Below are 18,412 nucleotides of genomic sequence, written 5' to 3' on the forward strand. Positions count from 1 at the left end.
CGCGAGCGCCGGTTTCAGATGCCTGACCGGATTCAGAATGCGTGCACCTCGTCGCAGAAGCAGGATGCGTAAGCCTCAATGCCCGCCCGCGCGCCCGCCCACCTGTTCGATCAGCGTCTGGCTAGCCACATTGAGGCTTACCACCACCACCTCCGCCCCATGCGCGGCCAGCTTTTCCTGCGCACGTTCCAGCGCGGCCACTGCGGTCAGGTCCCACAGGTGGGCGTCACGCAGGTCGATCTGCACCTTCGGCGCGACGTGCTGGTAGTCAAACGCCGCGCCCAGCTGGCCGGCAGACGCAAAGAACACCTGCCCGCGTACGCGGTAGACCTGCGTGTCTCCGGCATCCTCGCGCTGCACCTCCAGCATGCGGCCGACCTTGCGGGCGAAGAACAGCGCCGACAGCAGCACGCCACTGAGCACGCCCTTGGCCAGGTCGTGGGTGGCCACGGTGACCACCACGGTCAGCAACATCACGGCCGAGGAACTGCGCGGATGCGTGCGCAGGTCGCGCAGCGAGCGCCAGCTGAAAGTGCCGATGCTGACCATGATCATCACCGCCACCAGCGCAGCCATCGGGATCTGCCGCACCAGGTCGCTGCCGTACACCACCAGCACCAGCAGCAGCACGCCGGCCACCAGGCAGGACAGGCGGCCGCGGCCACCAGACGTCACGTTGATGACCGACTGGCCGATCATCGCGCAGCCGGCCATTCCGCCGAGGAACCCGGTGACCGTGTTGGCCACGCCCTGGCCGACGCATTCGCGGTTGCGCTCGCTGGGCGTCTCGGTGATGTCCTCGACGATCTGCAGGGTCATCATCGATTCGAGCAAGCCGACCACGGCCAGCGTGGCCGACACCGGCAGCAGGATGCGCAGCGTTTCCCAGCTGAGCGGTACATCGGGGATGAGGAACTGCGGCAGGCTGTCCGGCAGCTGGCCCATGTCACCAACACTGCGCACGTCCACGCCAAAGCCGATCACTACGGCGGTGAGCACGACGATTGCCACCAGCGGCGAAGGCACAGCGCGGGTGAGGCGCGGCAGCAGGTAGATGATCGCCAGTGCGGCGGCACACAGCACGTAGACGGTGGGACCGCGGCCGATCAGTTCCGGCATCTGCGCCAGGAAGATCAGGATCGCCAGCGCGTTGACGAAGCCGGTGATGACCGAGCGCGAGACGAATCGCATCAGCGACCCAAGCTTGAACACACCGGCCAGCACCTGCAGCAGGCCGGCCAGGATGCTGGCGGCGAACAGGTACTGCAGGCCATGGTCCTTGACCAGGTCGACCATCACCAGCGCCATTGCACCGGTGGCGGCGGAGATCATGCCCGGCCGGCCGCCAGCGATGGCGGTGACCACCGCGATGGAAAACGCGGCGTACAGGCCAACCTTGGGGTCGACGCCGGCGATGAGCGAGAAGGCGATGGCCTCGGGAATCAGGGCCAGGGCGACGACCATGCCGGACAGCAGATCACCACGGATGTTGCCGAGCCATTGCTGGCGCAGGGGGTAGGACGTTTGCATGGAAAAACTCCGCGCGCACGCGGGCGTGGCCGCATGGCGCTGCAGTGGAAAGACGCGGGTTCCTGAGCCGGGCGGGCCGGCTGCCGAGATGCGGCAAGGGTCAGGGTGGCGTGATCACTGCAGGCGGGAATCGGTACGTGGGAGGGACGCAGTCTACGGCACAGGGCTGCCAAGGGACAGCGTCGACAGTCCGCAACGGCAGCGGAGCATGGCTCCGCTCTACAATCGCGCCATGGCCACCGACCACGCACAGTTCTTCGATCCCGCCACCGAACAAGGCGTGCTGCGCCTGTCCATCGCCGCCTCACTGCTGCTGGCCGCGGCAGCGGTGGTGTTCGGCCTGCTGGCCAATTCCTCGCTGATCATCTTCGACGGCATCTACGGCCTGATCGATGTGGTGATGACCTGGCTGTCACTGCTGGTCGCGCGGCTGATCGCACTGTCCACCAGCACCGACGCGCTGCAGTCGCGGCTCAACCAGCGCTTCACCATGGGCTTCTGGCACCTGGAGCCGATCGTGCTGGGGGTGAGCGGCACGCTGATGATCGGCGCTGCGCTGTATGCGCTGGTCAATGCGGTCGACGCGCTGATGTCCGGCGGCCGCCACATCGCGCTCGGTCCGGCCATCGCCTTCGCCGGGTTGTCGATCGTCGGCGAAGGTGCGCTGGCCTGGTTCGTGCTGCGCGCCAACCGCCGCATCGGCTCGGAGTTCATCGCACTGGATGCGAAAAACTGGGTGATCGCGGCCAGCATGTCGGCCTGCTACCTGCTGGCCTTCCTCGGCGGCGTGCTGGTGCAGGGCACCTCCTGGGCCTGGGTCGGGCCGTACATCGACCCGGCCATCCTCGCCTTCGTCTGCGTGCTGGTGATGATCGCCCCGCTCGGCACCGTGCGCCGGGCGCTGGCCGGCATCCTGCTGGTCACCCCGCCGGAACTGCAGGCGCATGTGGATGCGGTGGCACGCGCGATCGTGGCCAGGCACGGCTTCGTTGAGCACCGCAGCTACGTCGCGCAGGTGGGGCGTGGCGAGCAGATCGAGCTGTTCTTTGTGGTGCCGGAAGACGACCCGCCGCGGCCCTTGGTGGAATGGGACCGGCTGCGCGACGAGATCGGCGAAGCGCTGGGCGAGGCCTCGCCGGACCGCTGGCTGACCATCATGTTCACCACCGACCGCGAGTGGACGATCTAGGCCGGCAGGACGATTGATCAAGTTTTTCGTACGCGTTGCAACCCAACGTACGCGGAAAGCGGGCAAAGTAGGCTCCAACGCAACACCCACCCACTGACCAGGAGCATCCCGATGTCCATCGAAAAGGTTCTGTACACCGCCCAGGCCACCTCTACCGGCGGCCGCGAAGGCCGTTCCGTCTCCTCCGACAACGTGCTGGACATCCAGCTGTCGACCCCGCGCGAGCTGGGCGGCGCCGGCGGCCCGGGCACCAACCCGGAACAACTGTTCGCCGCCGGCTACTCGGCCTGCTTCCTGGGCGCGTTGAAGTTCGTGGCCGGCCAGGCCAAGGTCGCGTTGCCGGCCGACACCACCGTCACCGGCAAGGTCGGCATCGGTCAGATCCCGACCGGTTTCGGCATCGAGGCCGAGCTGACCATCAACGTGCCGGGCGTGCCGCGCGAGCAGGTCGAAGAGCTTGTGCAGAAGGCGCACATCGTGTGCCCGTACTCGAATGCCACCCGCGGCAACATCGACGTGACGCTGATCGTTGCCTGATGCAGCGCCGGGGTCGGATCCCTTTGCCAACAGCAAAGGGCTCTGACCCCATCCCAGGCCCGGCACGGCTATATGGGGTCAGAGCCCTTTCGCGTTGCGAAAGGGATCCGACCCCAGTGATCAGCCCCCCCAAAAAAATGGGCGGATGCCGGTCGAAACCGAGCATCCGCCCATCCCACCTCGGGTGGGCCCCGGCACGTGGCCGGGGACGCATTCGCTACGGCGCGCATCCATCCTTCTGGAGGAGAGCCCCCTTGTTGTTCAAGGGGGTGCGCCAACGGCGCGGGGATAAGGTGGAATGCGCGGACCAGCGACCGGTTACCGGTCGCTGGTGATGAGCTGCACGACGCTGGAGAAATCCAGCTTGCCGCGGCCGGCCTGGTGGTTCATCGAGTACAGGTTGCGGGCCACTTCGCCCAGCGGGATCGAGGCGCCGACACTCATCGCCGCTTCCACCGCCAGGCCCATGTCCTTCAGCATCAGATCGCTGCCGAAACCGCCGCTGTAGCCGCGCGAGGCCGGCGCATTTTCCAGCACGCCCGGCCACGGGTTGCACACTTCGGTGGCCCAGCTGCGGCCGGTGCTGACCGCCATCATCTGCGACAGCACCTTCGGGTCCAGCCCGTGCGCAACACCCAGCGCGATGGCTTCACCGGTCACCGCCATGATCACGCCCAGCGCCATGTTGTTGCACAGCTTGGCGACCTGGCCGGCACCGCTGGCGCCGACATGGAAGATGTTCTTGCCCATCGCCTGCAGCACCGGGCGAGCGCGTTCCAGCGCGTCCTCTTCGCCACCGACGATGAAGGTCAGGGTGCCGGCCTGGGCGCCCGCGGTACCGCCGGAGACCGGCGCGTCGATCATCTGCAGGCCACGCGCGGCGGCCGCTTCGGAAACCTTGCGGGCACTGGCCGGTGCGATCGTGCTGCAGTCGATGACCAGTGCACCCGCTGGGATGGCGGCGAGGATGCCGTCATCGCCCAGGTACACGCCTTCGACGTGGCGGCTGGCCGGCAGCATCGAGATCACGACTTCCGCATCGGCCAGGGTGTCGCGTGCCGACGACGCCGCGCTGGCACCGGCATCGACGGCGGCCTGCACCGCAGCCGGGACCAGATCGAACACGCGCACGGTGTGGCCGTTCTTGACCAGATTGGCGGCCATCGGGCCACCCATGTTGCCCAACCCGATGAATGCAATGCGGCTCATGCAAGGCTCCTTTCAACAAGGGGAGTGCCCAGGTCGGCCAGCGGATGCGCGGCAGCGGCCCAGGGGGAAGCAAAGAAGGTGTCGGCCCACGCGCCGGTGGCCTCGGCCAGGGTGGCCGGGTTCCACTGCGGATTGCGGTCCTTGTCGATCAGCAGTGCGCGGATGCCTTCGGCGAAATCGCCGTGGGCGGCGCAGTGCAGCGCGGTGATGTACTCCAGCCGGTAGACGCTGGCCAGGTCCTGGCCGGCGCTGCGGCGCTGCAGCTCGAACGCCAGACGTGCCGAGCCGGGCGCGCCGGCGGCAAGCGTCTTCTGTGCCGCCTGCAGCCAGGCATCGTCGGTCTGCAGCGCGCTGATGCGTTTGATGATCGCGGGCAGGTCATCGCCTTCGCACAACGCATCGACCTGCGCCGCGTTGGCCAGCAGCGGACCGGTCGCAGCATCACTGGCATGCGACTGCAGCAGATGGGTCAGGCGTTCGTGGTTGTGTGCGGAATCACTGGACCAGGCCACCTGCAGCAGCGCATCGAACACCGCGCTGCGGCGTTCTTCAGCCACGTGCACATCGGCCAGGCCGGCATAGATGGCATCGCCCGGATTGAGCAACGCGCCGGTCAGGGCCAGGAACAGGCCGCCCTTGCCCGGCACGCGCGGCAGCAGCCAGCTGCCACCGACATCCGGGAACAGGCCAACGGTGATTTCCGGGAAGGCCAGCTTGGAGCGCTCGCTGACCACGCGGTGGCTGGCGCCGGACATCAGGCCGATACCGCCGCCCATCACGATGCCGTGGCCCCAGCACAGGATCGGCTTGGTATAGGTGTGGATGAGGTAATCGACGCGGTACTCGACGTCGAAGAACTCGGCGGCGTAGTCGTTCTCGCGGATGTCGCTGCGGCCGTCCTCACGGAAGGCGACCATGGCCTTGTACAGGCTGTGCAGGTCGCCGCCAGCGCAGAACGCCTTTTCGCCAGCACCCTGCAGCACCACCATGGCGATGCCGTCGTCGTCGGCCCAAGCGTTCAACTGCTCCAGCAGCAGGTGTGCCATCGGCAGCGAGAAGCCATTGAGCGTGCGCGGCGCGTTGAGCGTGGCGAGGCCGATGCGCACGCCGTTACCGGCCACGCGCTCCTCGAACAGCACCGGTGCGTCGTCGGCAGCGGTGTCGGCGCTCATGCGTTCTTCCACTGCGCGGCGCGCTTTTCCAGGAAGGCAGTCACGCCCTCGACCTGGTCGGCGGTGTCGAACAGGTCGACGAAGGCTTCGCGCTCGGCCACCAGCGCCGAGGCGTGGGTGCCGGTGCGGGTGGACTGCACCAGGGTCTTGCAGGCGGCGATGCTGGTCGGGCTCTGCTTGCCGGCCTTTTTCGCCCATTCCAGCGCCAGTGCCTTGGCTTCGCCCTTGCCGACCTTTTCTTCGGCCAGCCCGATGCGCAGCGCGGTCTCGGCGTTGATGCGCTCACCCAGCAGGATCATGCGCTTGGCCCAGCCTTCGCCAACCAGGCGCGGCAGGTTCTGGGTGCCACCGGCGCACGGCAGCAGGCCGACGGTGGCCTCCGGCAGCGCCACCTGGGCGTGCTCTTCGATGATGCGCAGGTCGCAGGCCAGTGCGCATTCCAGGCCTCCGCCCATCGCGTAGCCGTTGATCGCGGCGATCGACACGCCACGGAAACCGGACAACGCCTCGAAGGCTTCGCCGAAACGGCGCGCGGCTTCGCGCGCTGCGGCCTTGTCGCCGGAAGCGAACTGGTTGAGGTCGGCACCGGCGGAGAAGAACTTCTCGCCGTCACCGGTGATCACCAGTGCGTAGACGTCACGGTCTGCGTTGAGCGCGCCGACCAGGTCGCGCAGCGCCGACAGGCTGTGCACGGTCCAGGTGTGCGCCGGCGGGTTGTTCAGGGTGACCACGGCGGTGTGGCCGTCGGCCTCGACCTTCAGGCCCACGTGCTCCTGGGTACGCCAATCCTTCATCGCAGTTCCTCTTCGGTGTTGAGCAGGTGACGGGCAACGATCACCCGCATGATCTCGTTGGTGCCTTCCAGGATCTGGTGCACGCGGCAGTCACGCAGCAGGCGCTCGATCGGGTACTCGCGGATGTAGCCGTAGCCACCGTGGATCTGCAGCGCTTCATTGCAGACGTTGAAGCCGGCATCGGTGGCGAAGCGCTTGGCCATCGCGCACCATACGTTGGCATCGCTGGCCCCGGCATCGAGCTTGCGTGCGGCGGTGTGCACCATCTGCCGCGCGGCCACCAGCTGGGTGACCATGTCGGCCAGCTTGAACTGCAGCGCCTGGAACTCGGCCAGCGCCTTGCCGAACTGGCGGCGCTCGCCCATGTAGCGGCGCGCGGCATCCAGCGCGCCCTGCGCGGCACCCAGCGAGCAGGCGGCAATGTTGATGCGGCCACCATCAAGCCCCTTCATCGCCAGCTTGAAGCCGCCGCCTTCCTCTCCCAGAAGGTGGCTGACCGGCACGCGGACGTTTTCGAAGGTGATGCCACGGGTGGGCTGGCTGTTCCAGCCCATCTTCTCTTCCTTGCGGCCGAAGCTGATGCCCGGCAGGTCCGACGGCACTGCAATGGCGCTGACGCCGCCGGCACCGGCACCGCCGGTACGTGCCATCACCACCAGCAGTTCGGTGGCACCGGCGCCGGAGATGAAGGCCTTCGAGCCGTTCAGCACGTAATGATCGCCGTCGCGCACGGCGGTGGTCTTCAGCGAGGCCGCATCGGAGCCGGCACCCGGTTCGGTCAGGCAGTACGAGGCCAGCCTGTTGCCCGAGGACAGGTCAGTGCCCCACGCATCGCGCAGTGCTGGCTGGCCCCACGTGGACACCATCCACGAGGCCATGTTGTGGATGCTGATGTAGGCCGCAGTCGACGGATCGACGTTGGCGAGCTCCTCGATGACGACGGCGGCGTCCAGCCGGCTCAGGCCGCTGCCGCCCACTTCCGGGTCCATGTACAGACCGCAGAAGCCCAGTTCACCGGCCTTGGCGATCGCCTCGCGCGGAAAGATGCCCTCCGCATCCCATCGCGCGGCGTGTGGCGCCAGTTCGGCCTGTGCGAAGTCGCGCGCCGCCTCGCGGTACGCCTGCTGCGCTTCTTCCAGTTCCGTCGTCATCGAGTGGCTCATGGCTGCTCCTGCCGTTACTTCAGGCTGATCGTGGTGTTGACGCCGTGGCTCAGCGTCTCGTCATCGAACCAGCGCGCGGTGACCGTCTTGGTCTGGGTGTAGAACAGCACCACCTGCTTGCCATACGGGCCCAGGTCACCCAGCTTGGAGGCGCGCGAACCGGTGAACGAGAACAGCGGCACCGGCACCGGGATCGGCACGTTGATGCCGACCTGGCCGACGTCGATGTCTTCCTGGAACTTGCGCGCGGCCGCGCCGGACTGGGTGAACAGTGCGGTGCCGTTGCCGTTCGGGTTGCTGTTGACCATCGCGATGGCGTCTTCCAGCGTTTCTGCTTCGAGGATGACCAGCACCGGCCCGAAGATTTCTTCCTGGTAGATGCGCATGTCGGTGGTGACACCGGCAAAGATGGTCGGGCCGACGAAGTTGCCCTTCTCGAAGCCATCGACCTGCGGGTTGCGGCCGTCGAGTACCAGCTTGGCGCCCTGCTCCACGCCCGAGGCGATCAGGCCTTCCACGCGCTCGCGGGCGCTGCAGGAAATGACCGGGCCGACGTCGGTGCCGGACACGGTGCCGGCGCTGACCTTCAACGTCTTGGCCTTTTCGACCAGGTCCTGCACCCAGTTGCGCGCCTCACCGACGAGCACCAGGGTGGAGGCGGCCATGCAGCGCTGGCCCGCGGCACCAAAGGCGGCACCGACCATCGCGTTGAGGGTCTGTTCCTTGTTGGCGTCCGGCAGCACCACGGCGTGGTTCTTGGCGCCCATCATGCACTGCACGCGCTTGCCGGCCAGCGAGGCGCGGTTGTAGACGTGGGTGCCGACGCGGGTGGAACCGACGAACGACACGGCCTTGATGTCCGGGTGGTCGCAGATCGCGTTGACCACTTCTTCGCCACCGTGGACGACGTTCAGCACGCCCTTCGGAATGCCGGCTTCCAGGGCAAGCTCGACCAGGCGCATGGTCACCATCGGGTCCTGCTCGGACGGCTTGAGGATGAAGGTGTTGCCCGTTGCAATCGCCATCGGGAACATCCACAGCGGGATCATCGCCGGGAAGTTGAACGGTGTGATGCCGGCGCACACGCCCAGCGGCTGCATGATCGTGTAGGTGTCCACGCCATTGGCCACGTTGTTGGCCAGCTCGCCCAGCTGCAGGTTGCCGATGGCGGCGGCGTGCTCGACCACTTCCAGGCCGCGGAACACATCGCCTTCGGCGTCGGGCAGAGTCTTGCCCTGTTCGGCGGTGAGGATGTGGGCCAGCTCGCTCATGTTCTCGCGGATCAGCTGCTGGTACTTCAGGAAGATGCGCGCGCGGGTGCCGATCGGGGTCTTGCGCCAGGTCTTGAAGGCTTCCTTGGCGGCGGCGACGGCGGCGTCCACTTCGCCGGTGGTGGCGAAGGGCACCTTGGCCAGCACGTCCTGGGTGGCCGGATTGATCACGTCCTGCCAGTGGGAGGTGGCCGATTCAACGAACTGGCCATCGATCAGCATGCGGATACGGGGCGCTGCAACAGTCATGACGACAATCCCACAGGGTGCGAAAGATGCTTGGCATTATTCACAGCACCCAGCTCGATTTCTGGGCTGAATCCGCTTAATCTGGCCAACACGCCCCACGATTCCTGTTAATTCTGTGAATCCCTCAGCTCCCCAGCGGCAACTCGGCCTGCGCCTGCGGCGGTTGCGCGAACAGCGCGGCTACAGCCAGGTTGACCTGGCGCGGGCGCTAGGGCTGTCGGCCAGCTACCTGAACCAGATCGAGCGCAACAAGCGCCCACTGACCCCGGCCGTGCAGAAGAAGCTGGGCCAGGTACTCGGCGATGTTTCCGCACTGTTCGACGAAGATGAGCCCGCCGCGCTGCAGGAAGCGCTGGGCGAGACCCTGCGCGACCTGGGCCTGGCCGAAGTCAGCGCCACCGAACTGCGCACCCTGGCGGGCAACCTGCCGCAGGTCAGCCGTGCGCTGCTGGACCTGCACCGCCGCCACCTGGCACTGCGCGAGCATGCCGCCGCGCTGGAATTCCAGCTGGGCGAGCCCGGCGCCGGCAGCACCCTGCCGGCCGGCGACCAGGTACGCGAGTTCTTCAACCGCATGCACAACCATATTCCCGAGCTGGACGAACTGGCCGAGCGCCTGTTCGCCGAGTGGGGGCTATCGCCTGGGCATGTGGCGCCGCGCTTGCGCCAGCTGCTGGCCGACCGCCACGGCGTGCTGGTGGAAGTGGCCGCACTGCAGGCCGGGCGCGAGAAGCGCCATTACGATGCCGGCACGCGCCGGTTGTGGCTGCCGGACTACCTGGAGCCAGGCCAGCAGGCGTTCCAGATGGCCGCCGAACTGGCCCTGCACGGCTACCTGCCGCAGATCGACGCGGTGGTGGCGCGTGCGGGCTTCACCGATGACGCGCGCATCGCGCAGGCGCGGGTGGGTCTTTCGAACTACTTCGCCGGCGCGCTGGTCATGCCCTACATGCGCTTCCTGCGTGCGGCCGAGGCCAGCAGCTACGACATCGAACTGCTGGCGCACCAGTTCGGCGTCGGCTTCGAGGCGGTCTGCCACCGGCTGAGCACGCTGGCACGGCGCAGTGCGCCCGGCCTGCCGTTCTTCTTCATCCGCGTGGACCGCGCGGGCAACGTATCCAAGCGCCATTCGGCCACCGACTTCCACTTCTCGCAGGTGGGCGGCTCGTGCCCGCTATGGATCGTCTACGAGGCGTTCAACCAGCCAGGCCGCATCCTTACCCAGACCGCGCGCATGCCCGATGGCCGCCGCCATTTCTGGCTGGCGCGGCAGGTCAGCAGTGGCCCGGTGGGCCATGGCCAGCCCCGCAAGACCTTCGCGGTGGCGCTGGGCTGCGATCTGCAGCATGCCGAACGCATGGTGTATTCGCTGGGGCTGGATGTGCAGAGCCCAGGGAACTCGGTTTCGATCGGACCGGGTTGCCGGGTGTGCCCACGCGAGGACTGCATGCAGCGTGCGTTCGCGCAGTTGCCGGGCAGGTAGGGGGTTTTGCAGAGCTGCGCCCCGCACCTGCGGTAGTGCCGGCCGCTGGCCGGCAACCTCAAAGGCAAAAGCGGGCATTCCGTGGGTTGGCGGGGTGGGTCCGGTTGCAGGGGACGCTGCAAGTACCCCTCCGGGGCCCGGCCCAGCCGCTGGCGGCTGTGCGTTCGGGCGCTTGCGAAGCAGTGCTTCGCAAGCAAAGCGTCCTCACCCATGTAAGCTCGGTCGCCGCTTGCTCGTGTGCGCTGTCCTGCGCACACGGCAAGAGCGGGGTTGGGCGTCCTGCCCAACCCGCCCGAGGCACGCCTCGGGCCCATGCGGCTCACGCCCCTGCCACCGGACCCACCCCATCCGGATGAATTCTCATTTTGGAATGCATCCACGCGTGGCGTGGCTCTACTGGTAGGTGCCAACCCTGGTTGGCGCGTTTTAGTCCCAGAACACGGTCAGTACGCGGTGGCCTTCCGAGGGCACAGGTGCGTCGATGTGTTGGCCGTACGGCCAGCCTTCGCCCACACCGTCGCATTCCAGACCCTGCAGCCAGCCTTCCACGGTCTCGACGTCGGCACTGGTCAGCACATGCACGTTCTCCGCAGCAGGCCATTCGCTGTCGTCTTCCAATGCACTGCCCCAGTCCTGGTGCAGGCCGACGTACACGCCTTCCACTTCAGGCTTCGCTGCAATCACGGCCAGGCGCGCGTACAGCTCGGCAATCGGCGGGCGGCCGAAACCCCATTGGTTGGGCGCGATGCATTCTTCGAAATCATTGCCTTCGAAGTACGCAGCCAGTGGCACCACCGGCAGGTGTTCCGGGTCGCGAGTATCGAGGCGTTCAAGCAGATCCAGCAGTTCCTGGCGGGCAGACATCCACAGCTCCTTGCGACATGAAGCACGATTGTATCGATCGCGCTCAGTAGATCGGCGTCACCTTCATCTGCGGCAGCGGGCGCGGTGCGCCGTCGGTCAGGTCCGGGCCAAGGTCTTCCCACGTGCGGCCCTGCTCGACCATCTGCGCCCACAGCTGCTGCGAGCCGCGACGTTTGTCTTCCGAGCCGAGCTTGTACGACGGCGGTGCCGGCTCGCCACGGGCAACCATCGAGTACGCCGCGCGATAGGCCAGCACCTGCTGCGCCGGGTCGTCGGTACGCGCCACTTCCAACGTGTAGCGCTGATAGGCCGAGGCCAGGTTGCGCCAGCGGATCCAGTAGTGGTTCCCGAACGAGAACGAACAGAAGCGCGCGCCCGCCAGGCTGCCCTTGTCGGCGATGCGGGTCAGCACCTCCTGCGGCATGTCCAGGTTCATGCCGCCTTCGTCGCCCTGCAGGCTGACGTGCACGATACGGTCGCGGTAACCCGGCGCGCGTGCCTGCAGCAGGTCACGCCAGTTCTGCATGGTCGCCACGACTGCGAACAGGAAGCGCCCCAGCTCGGCTGCGGCGAGCGGCGTGGCAATGGACTGGTAATGCCGTTGCCAACCGTGGCGGTTTTCGGTGGGCAGGAACACGGCACGTTCCAGCGCCTGTCGGCCATCACTGCCACGTCCCACGTCCTCGGCATGCTGCGGGTAGACCAGGTTGATGGCGAAGGTCGGCCAGCGCGGTAGCGCGGCATCAAACAGATGGATCGGGAAGTTGCTGCTGATGCCACCATCGGAGAACCAGCAGATGCGGAACGCGGTAATCACCGGGCCGCAGGTCTGCCCGGCGCTGGTCAGCCCTTCCATGCTGTCGGCCACGTTGTGTTCCTGATCGGCGGCAGGTGCAGTGGGTTCGCAGCGGCGTTCGCGGCGCGAGGGCTCATGCAGCGGCACCGCGCTGATCAGCAACGGGAAGCTCAGGCTCATGCGCGTGGCCACCAGCACCGGCAGCTTCGGACCCTGCGGCAGGTGGTAGTACCGGCGCCCTTCCACCTCCAGCGGCGGGCCGGCCTGCGTCACCAGCCACTGCACCACGCTGGCGGGGAACAACTGCTCGAACTCCTCGCGCAGGAACCAGAACTGCGCGCCGCCCAGCGGCAGTGTGCGTGGTTCGTTGTGCGATACGCAGGTGGTGATCATCTGCAGGCTGATCGCATGCGGGCTGTCCGGCTCGCCGGCATAGCGCGGCGCGTCATGCAGGTCGGCAAAGGTCAGCGGTGCATCCAGCGGCTTGCCGGACAACTGCTGCAGGCATTCATGCAGCCACTCGGTCAATGCCGGTTTACGTGCATCGCGACCGAGGCCACTGCACAGGCCCAGCAGGTTGCGCCGGGCCACGCGCGCCACGCGCAGCGCGGCTCCGGCCACGCCTGCACCGTAGGCGCACAGCAGCGACGGCAGCAGCGTCGCGGCCACGCCGCTCCAACCACCGCCCCACCCGCCCAAACCGAGCAGCAGCGCCAGCGACACCAGCACTTCCAGCGGCGCGATCTCGAATACCGCCACCGCCAGGCACAGCAGTTTGTGCGGCAAGCTGGCATTGCCGGTCAGCACCACCAGCAGCCGATAGGCCGCACGCGCGCCCCGCGCCGGTTGGAACAGGCTGTAGATGAACCCCCGCCGCGACAACTGCGCCGACACCGCCGACAGCCCGCCATAACCGGCATCACCGGGCAGGTGCTCGCCGGCCTGCTGGCGCCGATCACCGTATGCCGCCGCAGCCGCCACCGCCGCAGCGATGGCGCCGGCAGAGGTGCCGCCGATGCTCTTGAACCGATACTCGCGTGCCAGCGCCAGTACCGCGTTGGGGTACACGATGCCGCTGGTGATGCCGCCTTTCATGACCAGATCGCAGTACTTGTCCGCCACCGTCTTGCCCCCGAGCCTACCGTCCGCCGCGTGGATGCCAGTATGGCGCAGCGGCTTCTCAGGGCCTGAGAACACCACCGCAGTCCGGGCAGGAATCTGCGGCGTTCAGCAGATGGCAGGCCTGCAGGCTTGACCGGCTACACCATCGGCGTAGCATCTGCAGCAAGCCAAGGGACAGACCCGCGGCTGCCACAACGACATGAGGGATTCTCATGGAATTCGACTATCTCGTCTTCATCGGGCGATTCGAGCCCTTCCACAACGGCCACGCCGCCGTTGCCCGCCTGGCCCTGAGCCGGGCCCGCAAGCTGATCTTCCTGGTCGGCTCTGCCGATACCCCCCGCAGCCTCCGCAATCCCTGGACCGTGGCCGAACGCGCCGTGATGATCCAGGCCGCCCTCGATGGCCACACCGACCGCCTGCTGATCCGCCCGCTGCGTGACCACCTGTACAACGAAGCACAGTGGATCGCCAACGTGCAGCGCCAGGTGGCCGACGCCCTGCGCAACGACGGTGCCGCCGCCGATGCAAAGGTGGGCCTGATCGGCATGGACAAGGATGCCTCCAGCTACTACCTGCGGGAGTTCCCGCAATGGCCGCTGGTGGACGTGCAGCACACCGCCACCCTGTCGGCCACCGAGCTGCGGCGCTACCTGTTCGAAGCCGGCGACGTCGACTTCCACGGCGCGCTGCTGATGCTGCGTGGCAATGTGCCGGCGCCGGTGTACGACATGCTCGAAGCGTTCCGCAAAAGCGCGCCTGCGTATGCCCAGCTGGTGGCCGAGTACCGCTTCATCGAACAGTACAAGGCCGCCTGGAAGGATGCGCCCTACGCGCCCACCTTCGTCACCACCGATGCGGTGGTGGTGCATTCGGGCCACGTGCTGCTGGTACGGCGCCGTTCGGAGCCCGGCAAGGGCCTGTGGGCGCTGCCCGGCGGTTTCGTTGGCCAGGAGCAGAGCCTGCTGGACAGTTGCCTGCGCGAACTGCGCGAGGAAACCCGTCTGAAGATTCCGCTGCCGGTGCTGAAGGGTTCGCTGAAGGGCCAGCAGGTATTCGACCACCCCGACCGCAGCCAGCGCGGCCGCACCATCACCCACGGTTTCCACTTCGAATTCCCGGCCGGCGACCTGCCGCCGGTGCGCGGTGGCGACGACGCCGACAAGGCGCGCTGGATACCGGTGAGTGAAGCGTTGGACATGGGCCCGCAATTGTTCGAAGACCACCTGCACATCCTGGAGTATTTCCTCGGCCGCGGCTGACCGGCCCGGTTTTCCCACTGGCGGATAGACCGCTGGTGTCACTCGACGCGAAGGAGCTTCCGTCATGCACTACCTCGATAACCTTCTCCTCAACACCGACAGCTACAAGGCCAGCCATTGGCTGCAGTACCCGCCGGGTACCGATGCCACGTTCTTCTACGTGGAATCACGTGGCGGCCTGCACGATCGCACGGTGTTCTTCGGCCTGCAGGCGATCCTCAAGGACGCCCTGGCACGGCCGGTCACCCACGCCGACATCGACGACGCAGCTGCGGTATTCGCCGCCCATGGCGAGCCGTTCAACGAAGCCGGCTGGCGCGATATCGTCGATCGGCTCGGCGGCCACCTGCCGGTGCGCATCCGTGCCGTGCCCGAGGGTAGCGTGGTACCCACCCACCAGGCACTGATGACCGTCGAGTCGACCGACCCGGCTGCATTCTGGGTGCCGTCGTACCTGGAAACACTGCTGCTGCGCGTGTGGTACCCGGTCACCGTGGCCACCATCAGCTGGCATGCACGGCAGACCATTGCTGCGTTCCTGCAGCGGACCAGCGACGATCCGCAGGGGCAGCTGCCGTTCAAGCTGCACGACTTCGGCGCGCGCGGGGTATCGAGCCTGGAATCGGCCGCGCTGGGCGGTGCCGCACACCTGGTCAACTTCCTCGGCACCGACACCGTATCGGCCCTGTGCCTGGCCCGCGCGCACTATCACGCGCCAATGGCCGGTTATTCGATTCCTGCCGCCGAGCACAGCACCATCACCAGCTGGGGCCGCGAGCGCGAAGTGGACGCCTACCGCAACATGCTGCGCCAGTTCGGCAAGCCGGGCGCGATCGTGGCAGTGGTGTCGGACAGCTATGACATCTACCGCGCGATCAGTGAGCACTGGGGCACGACGCTGCGTGATGAAGTGATCGCTTCGGGCGCCACCCTGGTCATCCGCCCCGACTCGGGTGACCCGGTGGACATGGTGGCCGAAAGCCTGCGCCGGCTGGATGAAGCGTTCGGCCACACCCTCAACGGCAAGGGCTACCGCGTGCTCAACCACGTTCGGGTGATCCAGGGTGATGGCATCAATCCGGATACGATCCGCGCCATCCTGCAGCGCATCACCGACGACGGCTATTCGGCCGACAACGTGGCCTTCGGCATGGGCGGCGCCCTGCTGCAACGACTGGACCGCGACACCCAGAAGTTCGCGCTGAAGTGCTCGGCAGCACGGGTCGAGGGTGCGTGGATCGACGTCTACAAGGACCCGGTCACCGATGCCGGCAAGGCCAGCAAGCGTGGCCGCATGCGCCTGCTGCGGCGCCTGGATGACGGCAGCCTGCACACGGTGGCGTTGCCTCCCAGCGGTGACGAGGCGCTGCCGACCGGCTTCGAGGATGCGATGGTGACCGTGTGGGAGAACGGGCGCCTGCTGCACGACCAGCGCTTGGATGAGATCCGCGCGCGGGCTGCGGCGGGGCGTTGAGGCGCATCCCGACCGGGGTCGGATCCCGTTGCAGCGCAAAGGGCTCCGACCCCGGTGCCCCTTGACCCACGCCGGCAACGCGTCCACCGTGGGCACGCCGAAGGTATCCCTGCCGTGGCTGGATGGCGGCAGGAAGTTAAACGGGAATCCGGTGAAGGCGCTTCGTGCGCCCATTCCGGAGCTGCCCCGCAGCGGTGAATGGAAACGAATCCTGCCAACAGCACTGGGCTCGCGCCTGGGAAGCGGCAGGGAGTAGGTGGGCTGCGGCCCGTGTCCATCAGCCCGAATACCGGCCCCGGCCGGGGGACACGACCGTCCCCTGATTCGACCTGGACTCTCCGCGGGGAGGGCGCCGGGGCCATCGCCCGCCTGCACGTACAGGCGGCGTGGCCGCGCGCGTCCTGTTCACGGTAACCGGCCAGACCGCTCCCACGCCCTGACGCACGCCACGATGACCGAGTTCCAACGCCCCACCCTGACCCTGCCCGCCGATGGCAAGCGCCTGCTGCTGCATTCGTGCTGCGCGCCGTGCTCGGGCGAAGTGATGGAGGCGATCACCGCTTCCGGGATCGACTACGCGATCTTCTTCTACAACCCCAACATCCATCCGGTGAAGGAGTACGAGCTGCGCAAGCAGGAGAACATCCGCTTCGCCGAGCAGCACGGCATTCCGTTCATCGACTGCGACTACGACACCGACAACTGGTTCAGCCGTGCGCGTGGCATGGAGAACGAGCCCGAGCGCGGCATCCGCTGCACGATGTGCTTCGACATGCGTTTCGAACGCACCGCGCTGTACGCGCACGAGCACGGCTACGACACCATCAGTTCGTCGCTGGGCATCTCGCGCTGGAAGAACATGGCGCAGATCAACGACTGCGGCATCCGCGCGGCGTCGCGCTATGAAGGCCTGCAGTACTGGGACTACAACTGGCGCAAGGGCGGCGGTGCCAGCCGCATGATCGAGATCAGCAAGCGCGAGCAGTTCTACCAGCAGGAGTACTGCGGCTGCGTGTACTCGCTGCGCGATGCCAACCGCCACCGCCGCGAGAACGGCCGCGAGCGGATCAGGATCGGCCTGCTGTACTACGGGCAGGACGCTGAGGCGCCGCAGGGCGATTGACGTGCAGGCATGGGGCGGCCACGCTGGTCGCTCCTTCTGATGTAGTGGATCTGCCATGATTGCCCTGCCCGCCGATGTCGCCCTGCTGGTGATCGACCTGCAGCCGGACTTCATGCCCGGCGGTGCGCTGGCCTGCGACCAGGGCGATGCGCTGGTGGCACCGATTGCCGACCTGCTGGCACAGCGTCGCTACCGCACCGTGGTGGCGACCCAGGACTGGCACCCGGCCGACCACGCCTCGTTCGCCAGCCAGCACCCCGGCAAGCGACCGTTCGAGACCATCCTGCTGCACGCGCAGCCACAGACCCTGTGGCCCGACCATTGCGTGCAGGGCAGCGCGGGTGCCGACCTGCACCCGGGCGTGGACTGGACCGTGGCCGACCTGATCCTGCGCAAGGGCACCCGCCCACAGGTGGATTCGTACAGCGCCTTCCGCGAGAACCACGGCCCCGATGGCGAGCGCCCGGCCACCGGCCTGGCCGGCTGGCTGCATGAGCGCCGCATCCGCGAAGTGCATGTGTGCGGCCTGGCCCGCGACTACTGCGTGCTGTGGAGCGCGCAGGACGCGGTGAAATCCGGCTTCCGGGTGAAGTTCCTGTGGGAGCTGACCCGGCCGGTGACCGAGGCCAACGACGCGGTGGTGCGCGAAGCGCTGGGCAAGGCGGGGATTGCGATCGTCTGAGGCGTGACCGCCGGGCATGGCCCGGCGCTACCGCGCACGTCGCTTATGCCGCTTGCGCGCTCCTGCCCACAACAACACAATCGATTCATCCAGCCCCCTAACTACGCCCCCCTATAGATCGCGGGACGGCCGAACCGGGGGCTTTTCATTGGATGAAATCAGGATTCGGTAGTGCCGGGCCATGCCCGGCGGACGCGGGATGGGCGATTACCGGAACACCACCGTGCGATGCCCATTGAGCAGGATGCGGTGCTCCACATGGCGGCGAACCGCGCGTGCCAGCACCAGCGATTCGGTGTCGCTGCCCAGCCGCACCAGCTCGCGCGGCGCCATGGCGTGGTCAACGCGGGCCACGTCCTGCACGTCGCTTATGCCGCTTGCGCGCTCCTGCCCACAACAACACAATCGATTCATCCAGCCCCCTAACTACGCCCCCCTACAGATCGCGGGACGGCCGAACCAGGGGCTTTTCATTGGATGAAATCAGGATTC

The 18,412-nt window shown here is 67.2% G+C and carries 15 protein-coding genes, 1 pseudogene and 1 riboswitch; of the genes and pseudogenes, 7 read left to right on the forward strand and 9 right to left on the reverse strand.

Annotated features, from left to right (window positions below; all coding sequences use genetic code 11):
- Positions 1-75 precede the first annotated feature (75 nt).
- Positions 76-1,530: a SulP family inorganic anion transporter gene (locus N5E02_RS04180; protein WP_065178425.1), complete on the reverse strand. Its 1,455-nt coding sequence runs from the start codon at positions 1,528-1,530 to the stop codon at positions 76-78.
- 208 nt (positions 1,531-1,738) lie between these two features.
- Between N5E02_RS04180 and N5E02_RS04185 the strand changes: the two genes are divergently transcribed.
- Both N5E02_RS04185 and N5E02_RS04190 read left to right on the forward strand, forming a co-directional pair.
- Positions 1,739-2,719, forward strand: coding sequence for a cation transporter (locus N5E02_RS04185; RefSeq protein WP_262089783.1), 981 nt, complete (start codon positions 1,739-1,741; stop codon positions 2,717-2,719).
- A gap of 111 nt (positions 2,720-2,830) precedes the next feature.
- Positions 2,831-3,256, forward strand: a complete 426-nt coding sequence (locus N5E02_RS04190; RefSeq protein WP_004153735.1) for an organic hydroperoxide resistance protein — start codon at positions 2,831-2,833, stop codon at positions 3,254-3,256.
- Positions 3,257-3,574: 318 nt separating this feature from the next.
- Here N5E02_RS04190 and mmsB read toward each other — a convergent pair whose 3' ends face one another.
- Genes mmsB through N5E02_RS04215 form a run of 5 tightly spaced genes read right to left on the reverse strand, consistent with a single transcriptional unit; the run spans position 3,575 to position 9,114 of the window.
- Positions 3,575-4,465 carry a 3-hydroxyisobutyrate dehydrogenase gene (gene mmsB, locus N5E02_RS04195; RefSeq protein WP_005420650.1) on the reverse strand — a complete coding sequence of 297 codons (891 nt, stop codon included), beginning with the start codon at positions 4,463-4,465 and terminating at the stop codon, positions 3,575-3,577.
- Positions 4,462-5,637: an enoyl-CoA hydratase/isomerase family protein gene (locus tag N5E02_RS04200; RefSeq protein ID WP_164093131.1), complete on the reverse strand. Its 1,176-nt coding sequence runs from the start codon at positions 5,635-5,637 to the stop codon at positions 4,462-4,464. The genes mmsB and N5E02_RS04200 overlap by 4 nt, the downstream gene beginning before the upstream one ends.
- A complete protein-coding gene (locus N5E02_RS04205) occupies positions 5,634-6,431 on the reverse strand; it encodes an enoyl-CoA hydratase (protein ID WP_139726615.1) in 798 nt (265 codons plus the stop codon). The genes N5E02_RS04200 and N5E02_RS04205 overlap by 4 nt, the downstream gene beginning before the upstream one ends.
- Positions 6,428-7,594: an acyl-CoA dehydrogenase family protein gene (locus tag N5E02_RS04210; RefSeq protein WP_065185591.1), complete on the reverse strand. Its 1,167-nt coding sequence runs from the start codon at positions 7,592-7,594 to the stop codon at positions 6,428-6,430. Before N5E02_RS04210 ends, N5E02_RS04205 begins: the two co-directional genes overlap by 4 nt.
- Before the next feature lie 14 nt (positions 7,595-7,608).
- The gene (locus N5E02_RS04215; RefSeq protein WP_005420657.1) at positions 7,609-9,114 is read right to left on the reverse strand and encodes a CoA-acylating methylmalonate-semialdehyde dehydrogenase; all 1,506 of its coding nucleotides are present in this window, start codon (positions 9,112-9,114) and stop codon (positions 7,609-7,611) included.
- A gap of 115 nt (positions 9,115-9,229) precedes the next feature.
- Between N5E02_RS04215 and N5E02_RS04220 the strand changes: the two genes are divergently transcribed.
- Positions 9,230-10,597 carry a short-chain fatty acyl-CoA regulator family protein gene (locus N5E02_RS04220; protein ID WP_065196016.1) on the forward strand — a complete coding sequence of 456 codons (1,368 nt, stop codon included), beginning with the start codon at positions 9,230-9,232 and terminating at the stop codon, positions 10,595-10,597.
- A gap of 426 nt (positions 10,598-11,023) precedes the next feature.
- Here N5E02_RS04220 and N5E02_RS04225 read toward each other — a convergent pair whose 3' ends face one another.
- Positions 11,024-11,461, reverse strand: coding sequence for a hypothetical protein (locus N5E02_RS04225; RefSeq protein ID WP_065185588.1), 438 nt, complete (start codon positions 11,459-11,461; stop codon positions 11,024-11,026).
- 43 nt (positions 11,462-11,504) lie between these two features.
- Complete coding sequence (locus N5E02_RS04230; protein ID WP_065178417.1) at positions 11,505-13,352, reverse strand: patatin-like phospholipase family protein; 1,848 nt, start codon at positions 13,350-13,352, stop codon at positions 11,505-11,507.
- 233 nt (positions 13,353-13,585) lie between these two features.
- On the opposite strand from N5E02_RS04230, the gene N5E02_RS04235 reads away from it, so the two are divergent.
- From N5E02_RS04235 to pncA, 4 genes are all read left to right on the forward strand, one after another.
- Positions 13,586-14,641, forward strand: a complete 1,056-nt coding sequence (locus N5E02_RS04235) for a bifunctional nicotinamide-nucleotide adenylyltransferase/Nudix hydroxylase (protein ID WP_088496981.1) — start codon at positions 13,586-13,588, stop codon at positions 14,639-14,641.
- Between the two features lie 64 nt (positions 14,642-14,705).
- Complete coding sequence (locus N5E02_RS04240) at positions 14,706-16,115, forward strand: nicotinate phosphoribosyltransferase (protein ID WP_065185587.1); 1,410 nt, start codon at positions 14,706-14,708, stop codon at positions 16,113-16,115.
- Between the two features lie 98 nt (positions 16,116-16,213).
- Positions 16,214-16,428, forward strand: a riboswitch (cobalamin riboswitch).
- 138 nt (positions 16,429-16,566) lie between these two features.
- Complete coding sequence (locus N5E02_RS04245; RefSeq protein ID WP_061480745.1) at positions 16,567-17,238, forward strand: epoxyqueuosine reductase QueH; 672 nt, start codon at positions 16,567-16,569, stop codon at positions 17,236-17,238.
- 55 nt (positions 17,239-17,293) lie between these two features.
- The gene (gene pncA, locus N5E02_RS04250; RefSeq protein WP_139726612.1) at positions 17,294-17,920 is read left to right on the forward strand and encodes a bifunctional nicotinamidase/pyrazinamidase; all 627 of its coding nucleotides are present in this window, start codon (positions 17,294-17,296) and stop codon (positions 17,918-17,920) included.
- Positions 17,921-18,127: 207 nt separating this feature from the next.
- On the opposite strand, the pseudogene N5E02_RS04255 reads toward pncA, so the two are convergent.
- Positions 18,128-18,280, reverse strand: a pseudogene (locus N5E02_RS04255) (formyltetrahydrofolate deformylase); the annotation flags it as partial.
- Between the last annotated feature and the right edge of the window lie 132 nt (positions 18,281-18,412).

Source organism: Stenotrophomonas sp. GD03777, assembly GCF_029842485.1.
Classification (GTDB): Bacteria; Pseudomonadota; Gammaproteobacteria; order Xanthomonadales; family Xanthomonadaceae; genus Stenotrophomonas; species Stenotrophomonas sepilia.

Bases quoted from the DNA above. Each gene is read 5' to 3' on its own strand.
- N5E02_RS04205 (WP_139726615.1), bottom strand. From the start codon at position 6,431: ATGAAGGATTGGCGTACCCAGGAGCACGTGGGCCTGAAGGTCGAGGCC.
- N5E02_RS04190 (WP_004153735.1), top strand. From the start codon at position 2,831: ATGTCCATCGAAAAGGTTCTGTACACCGCCCAGGCCACCTCTACCGGC.
- N5E02_RS04200 (WP_164093131.1), bottom strand. From the start codon at position 5,637: ATGAGCGCCGACACCGCTGCCGACGACGCACCGGTGCTGTTCGAGGAG.
- mmsB (WP_005420650.1), bottom strand. From the start codon at position 4,465: ATGAGCCGCATTGCATTCATCGGGTTGGGCAACATGGGTGGCCCGATG.
- N5E02_RS04245 (WP_061480745.1), top strand. From the start codon at position 16,567: ATGACCGAGTTCCAACGCCCCACCCTGACCCTGCCCGCCGATGGCAAG.
- N5E02_RS04210 (WP_065185591.1), bottom strand. From the start codon at position 7,594: ATGAGCCACTCGATGACGACGGAACTGGAAGAAGCGCAGCAGGCGTAC.
- N5E02_RS04215 (WP_005420657.1), bottom strand. From the start codon at position 9,114: ATGACTGTTGCAGCGCCCCGTATCCGCATGCTGATCGATGGCCAGTTC.
- pncA (WP_139726612.1), top strand. From the start codon at position 17,294: ATGATTGCCCTGCCCGCCGATGTCGCCCTGCTGGTGATCGACCTGCAG.
- N5E02_RS04230 (WP_065178417.1), bottom strand. From the start codon at position 13,352: ATGAAAGGCGGCATCACCAGCGGCATCGTGTACCCCAACGCGGTACTG.
- N5E02_RS04225 (WP_065185588.1), bottom strand. From the start codon at position 11,461: ATGTCTGCCCGCCAGGAACTGCTGGATCTGCTTGAACGCCTCGATACT.
- N5E02_RS04180 (WP_065178425.1), bottom strand. From the start codon at position 1,530: ATGCAAACGTCCTACCCCCTGCGCCAGCAATGGCTCGGCAACATCCGT.
- N5E02_RS04185 (WP_262089783.1), top strand. From the start codon at position 1,739: ATGGCTCCGCTCTACAATCGCGCCATGGCCACCGACCACGCACAGTTC.
- N5E02_RS04240 (WP_065185587.1), top strand. From the start codon at position 14,706: ATGCACTACCTCGATAACCTTCTCCTCAACACCGACAGCTACAAGGCC.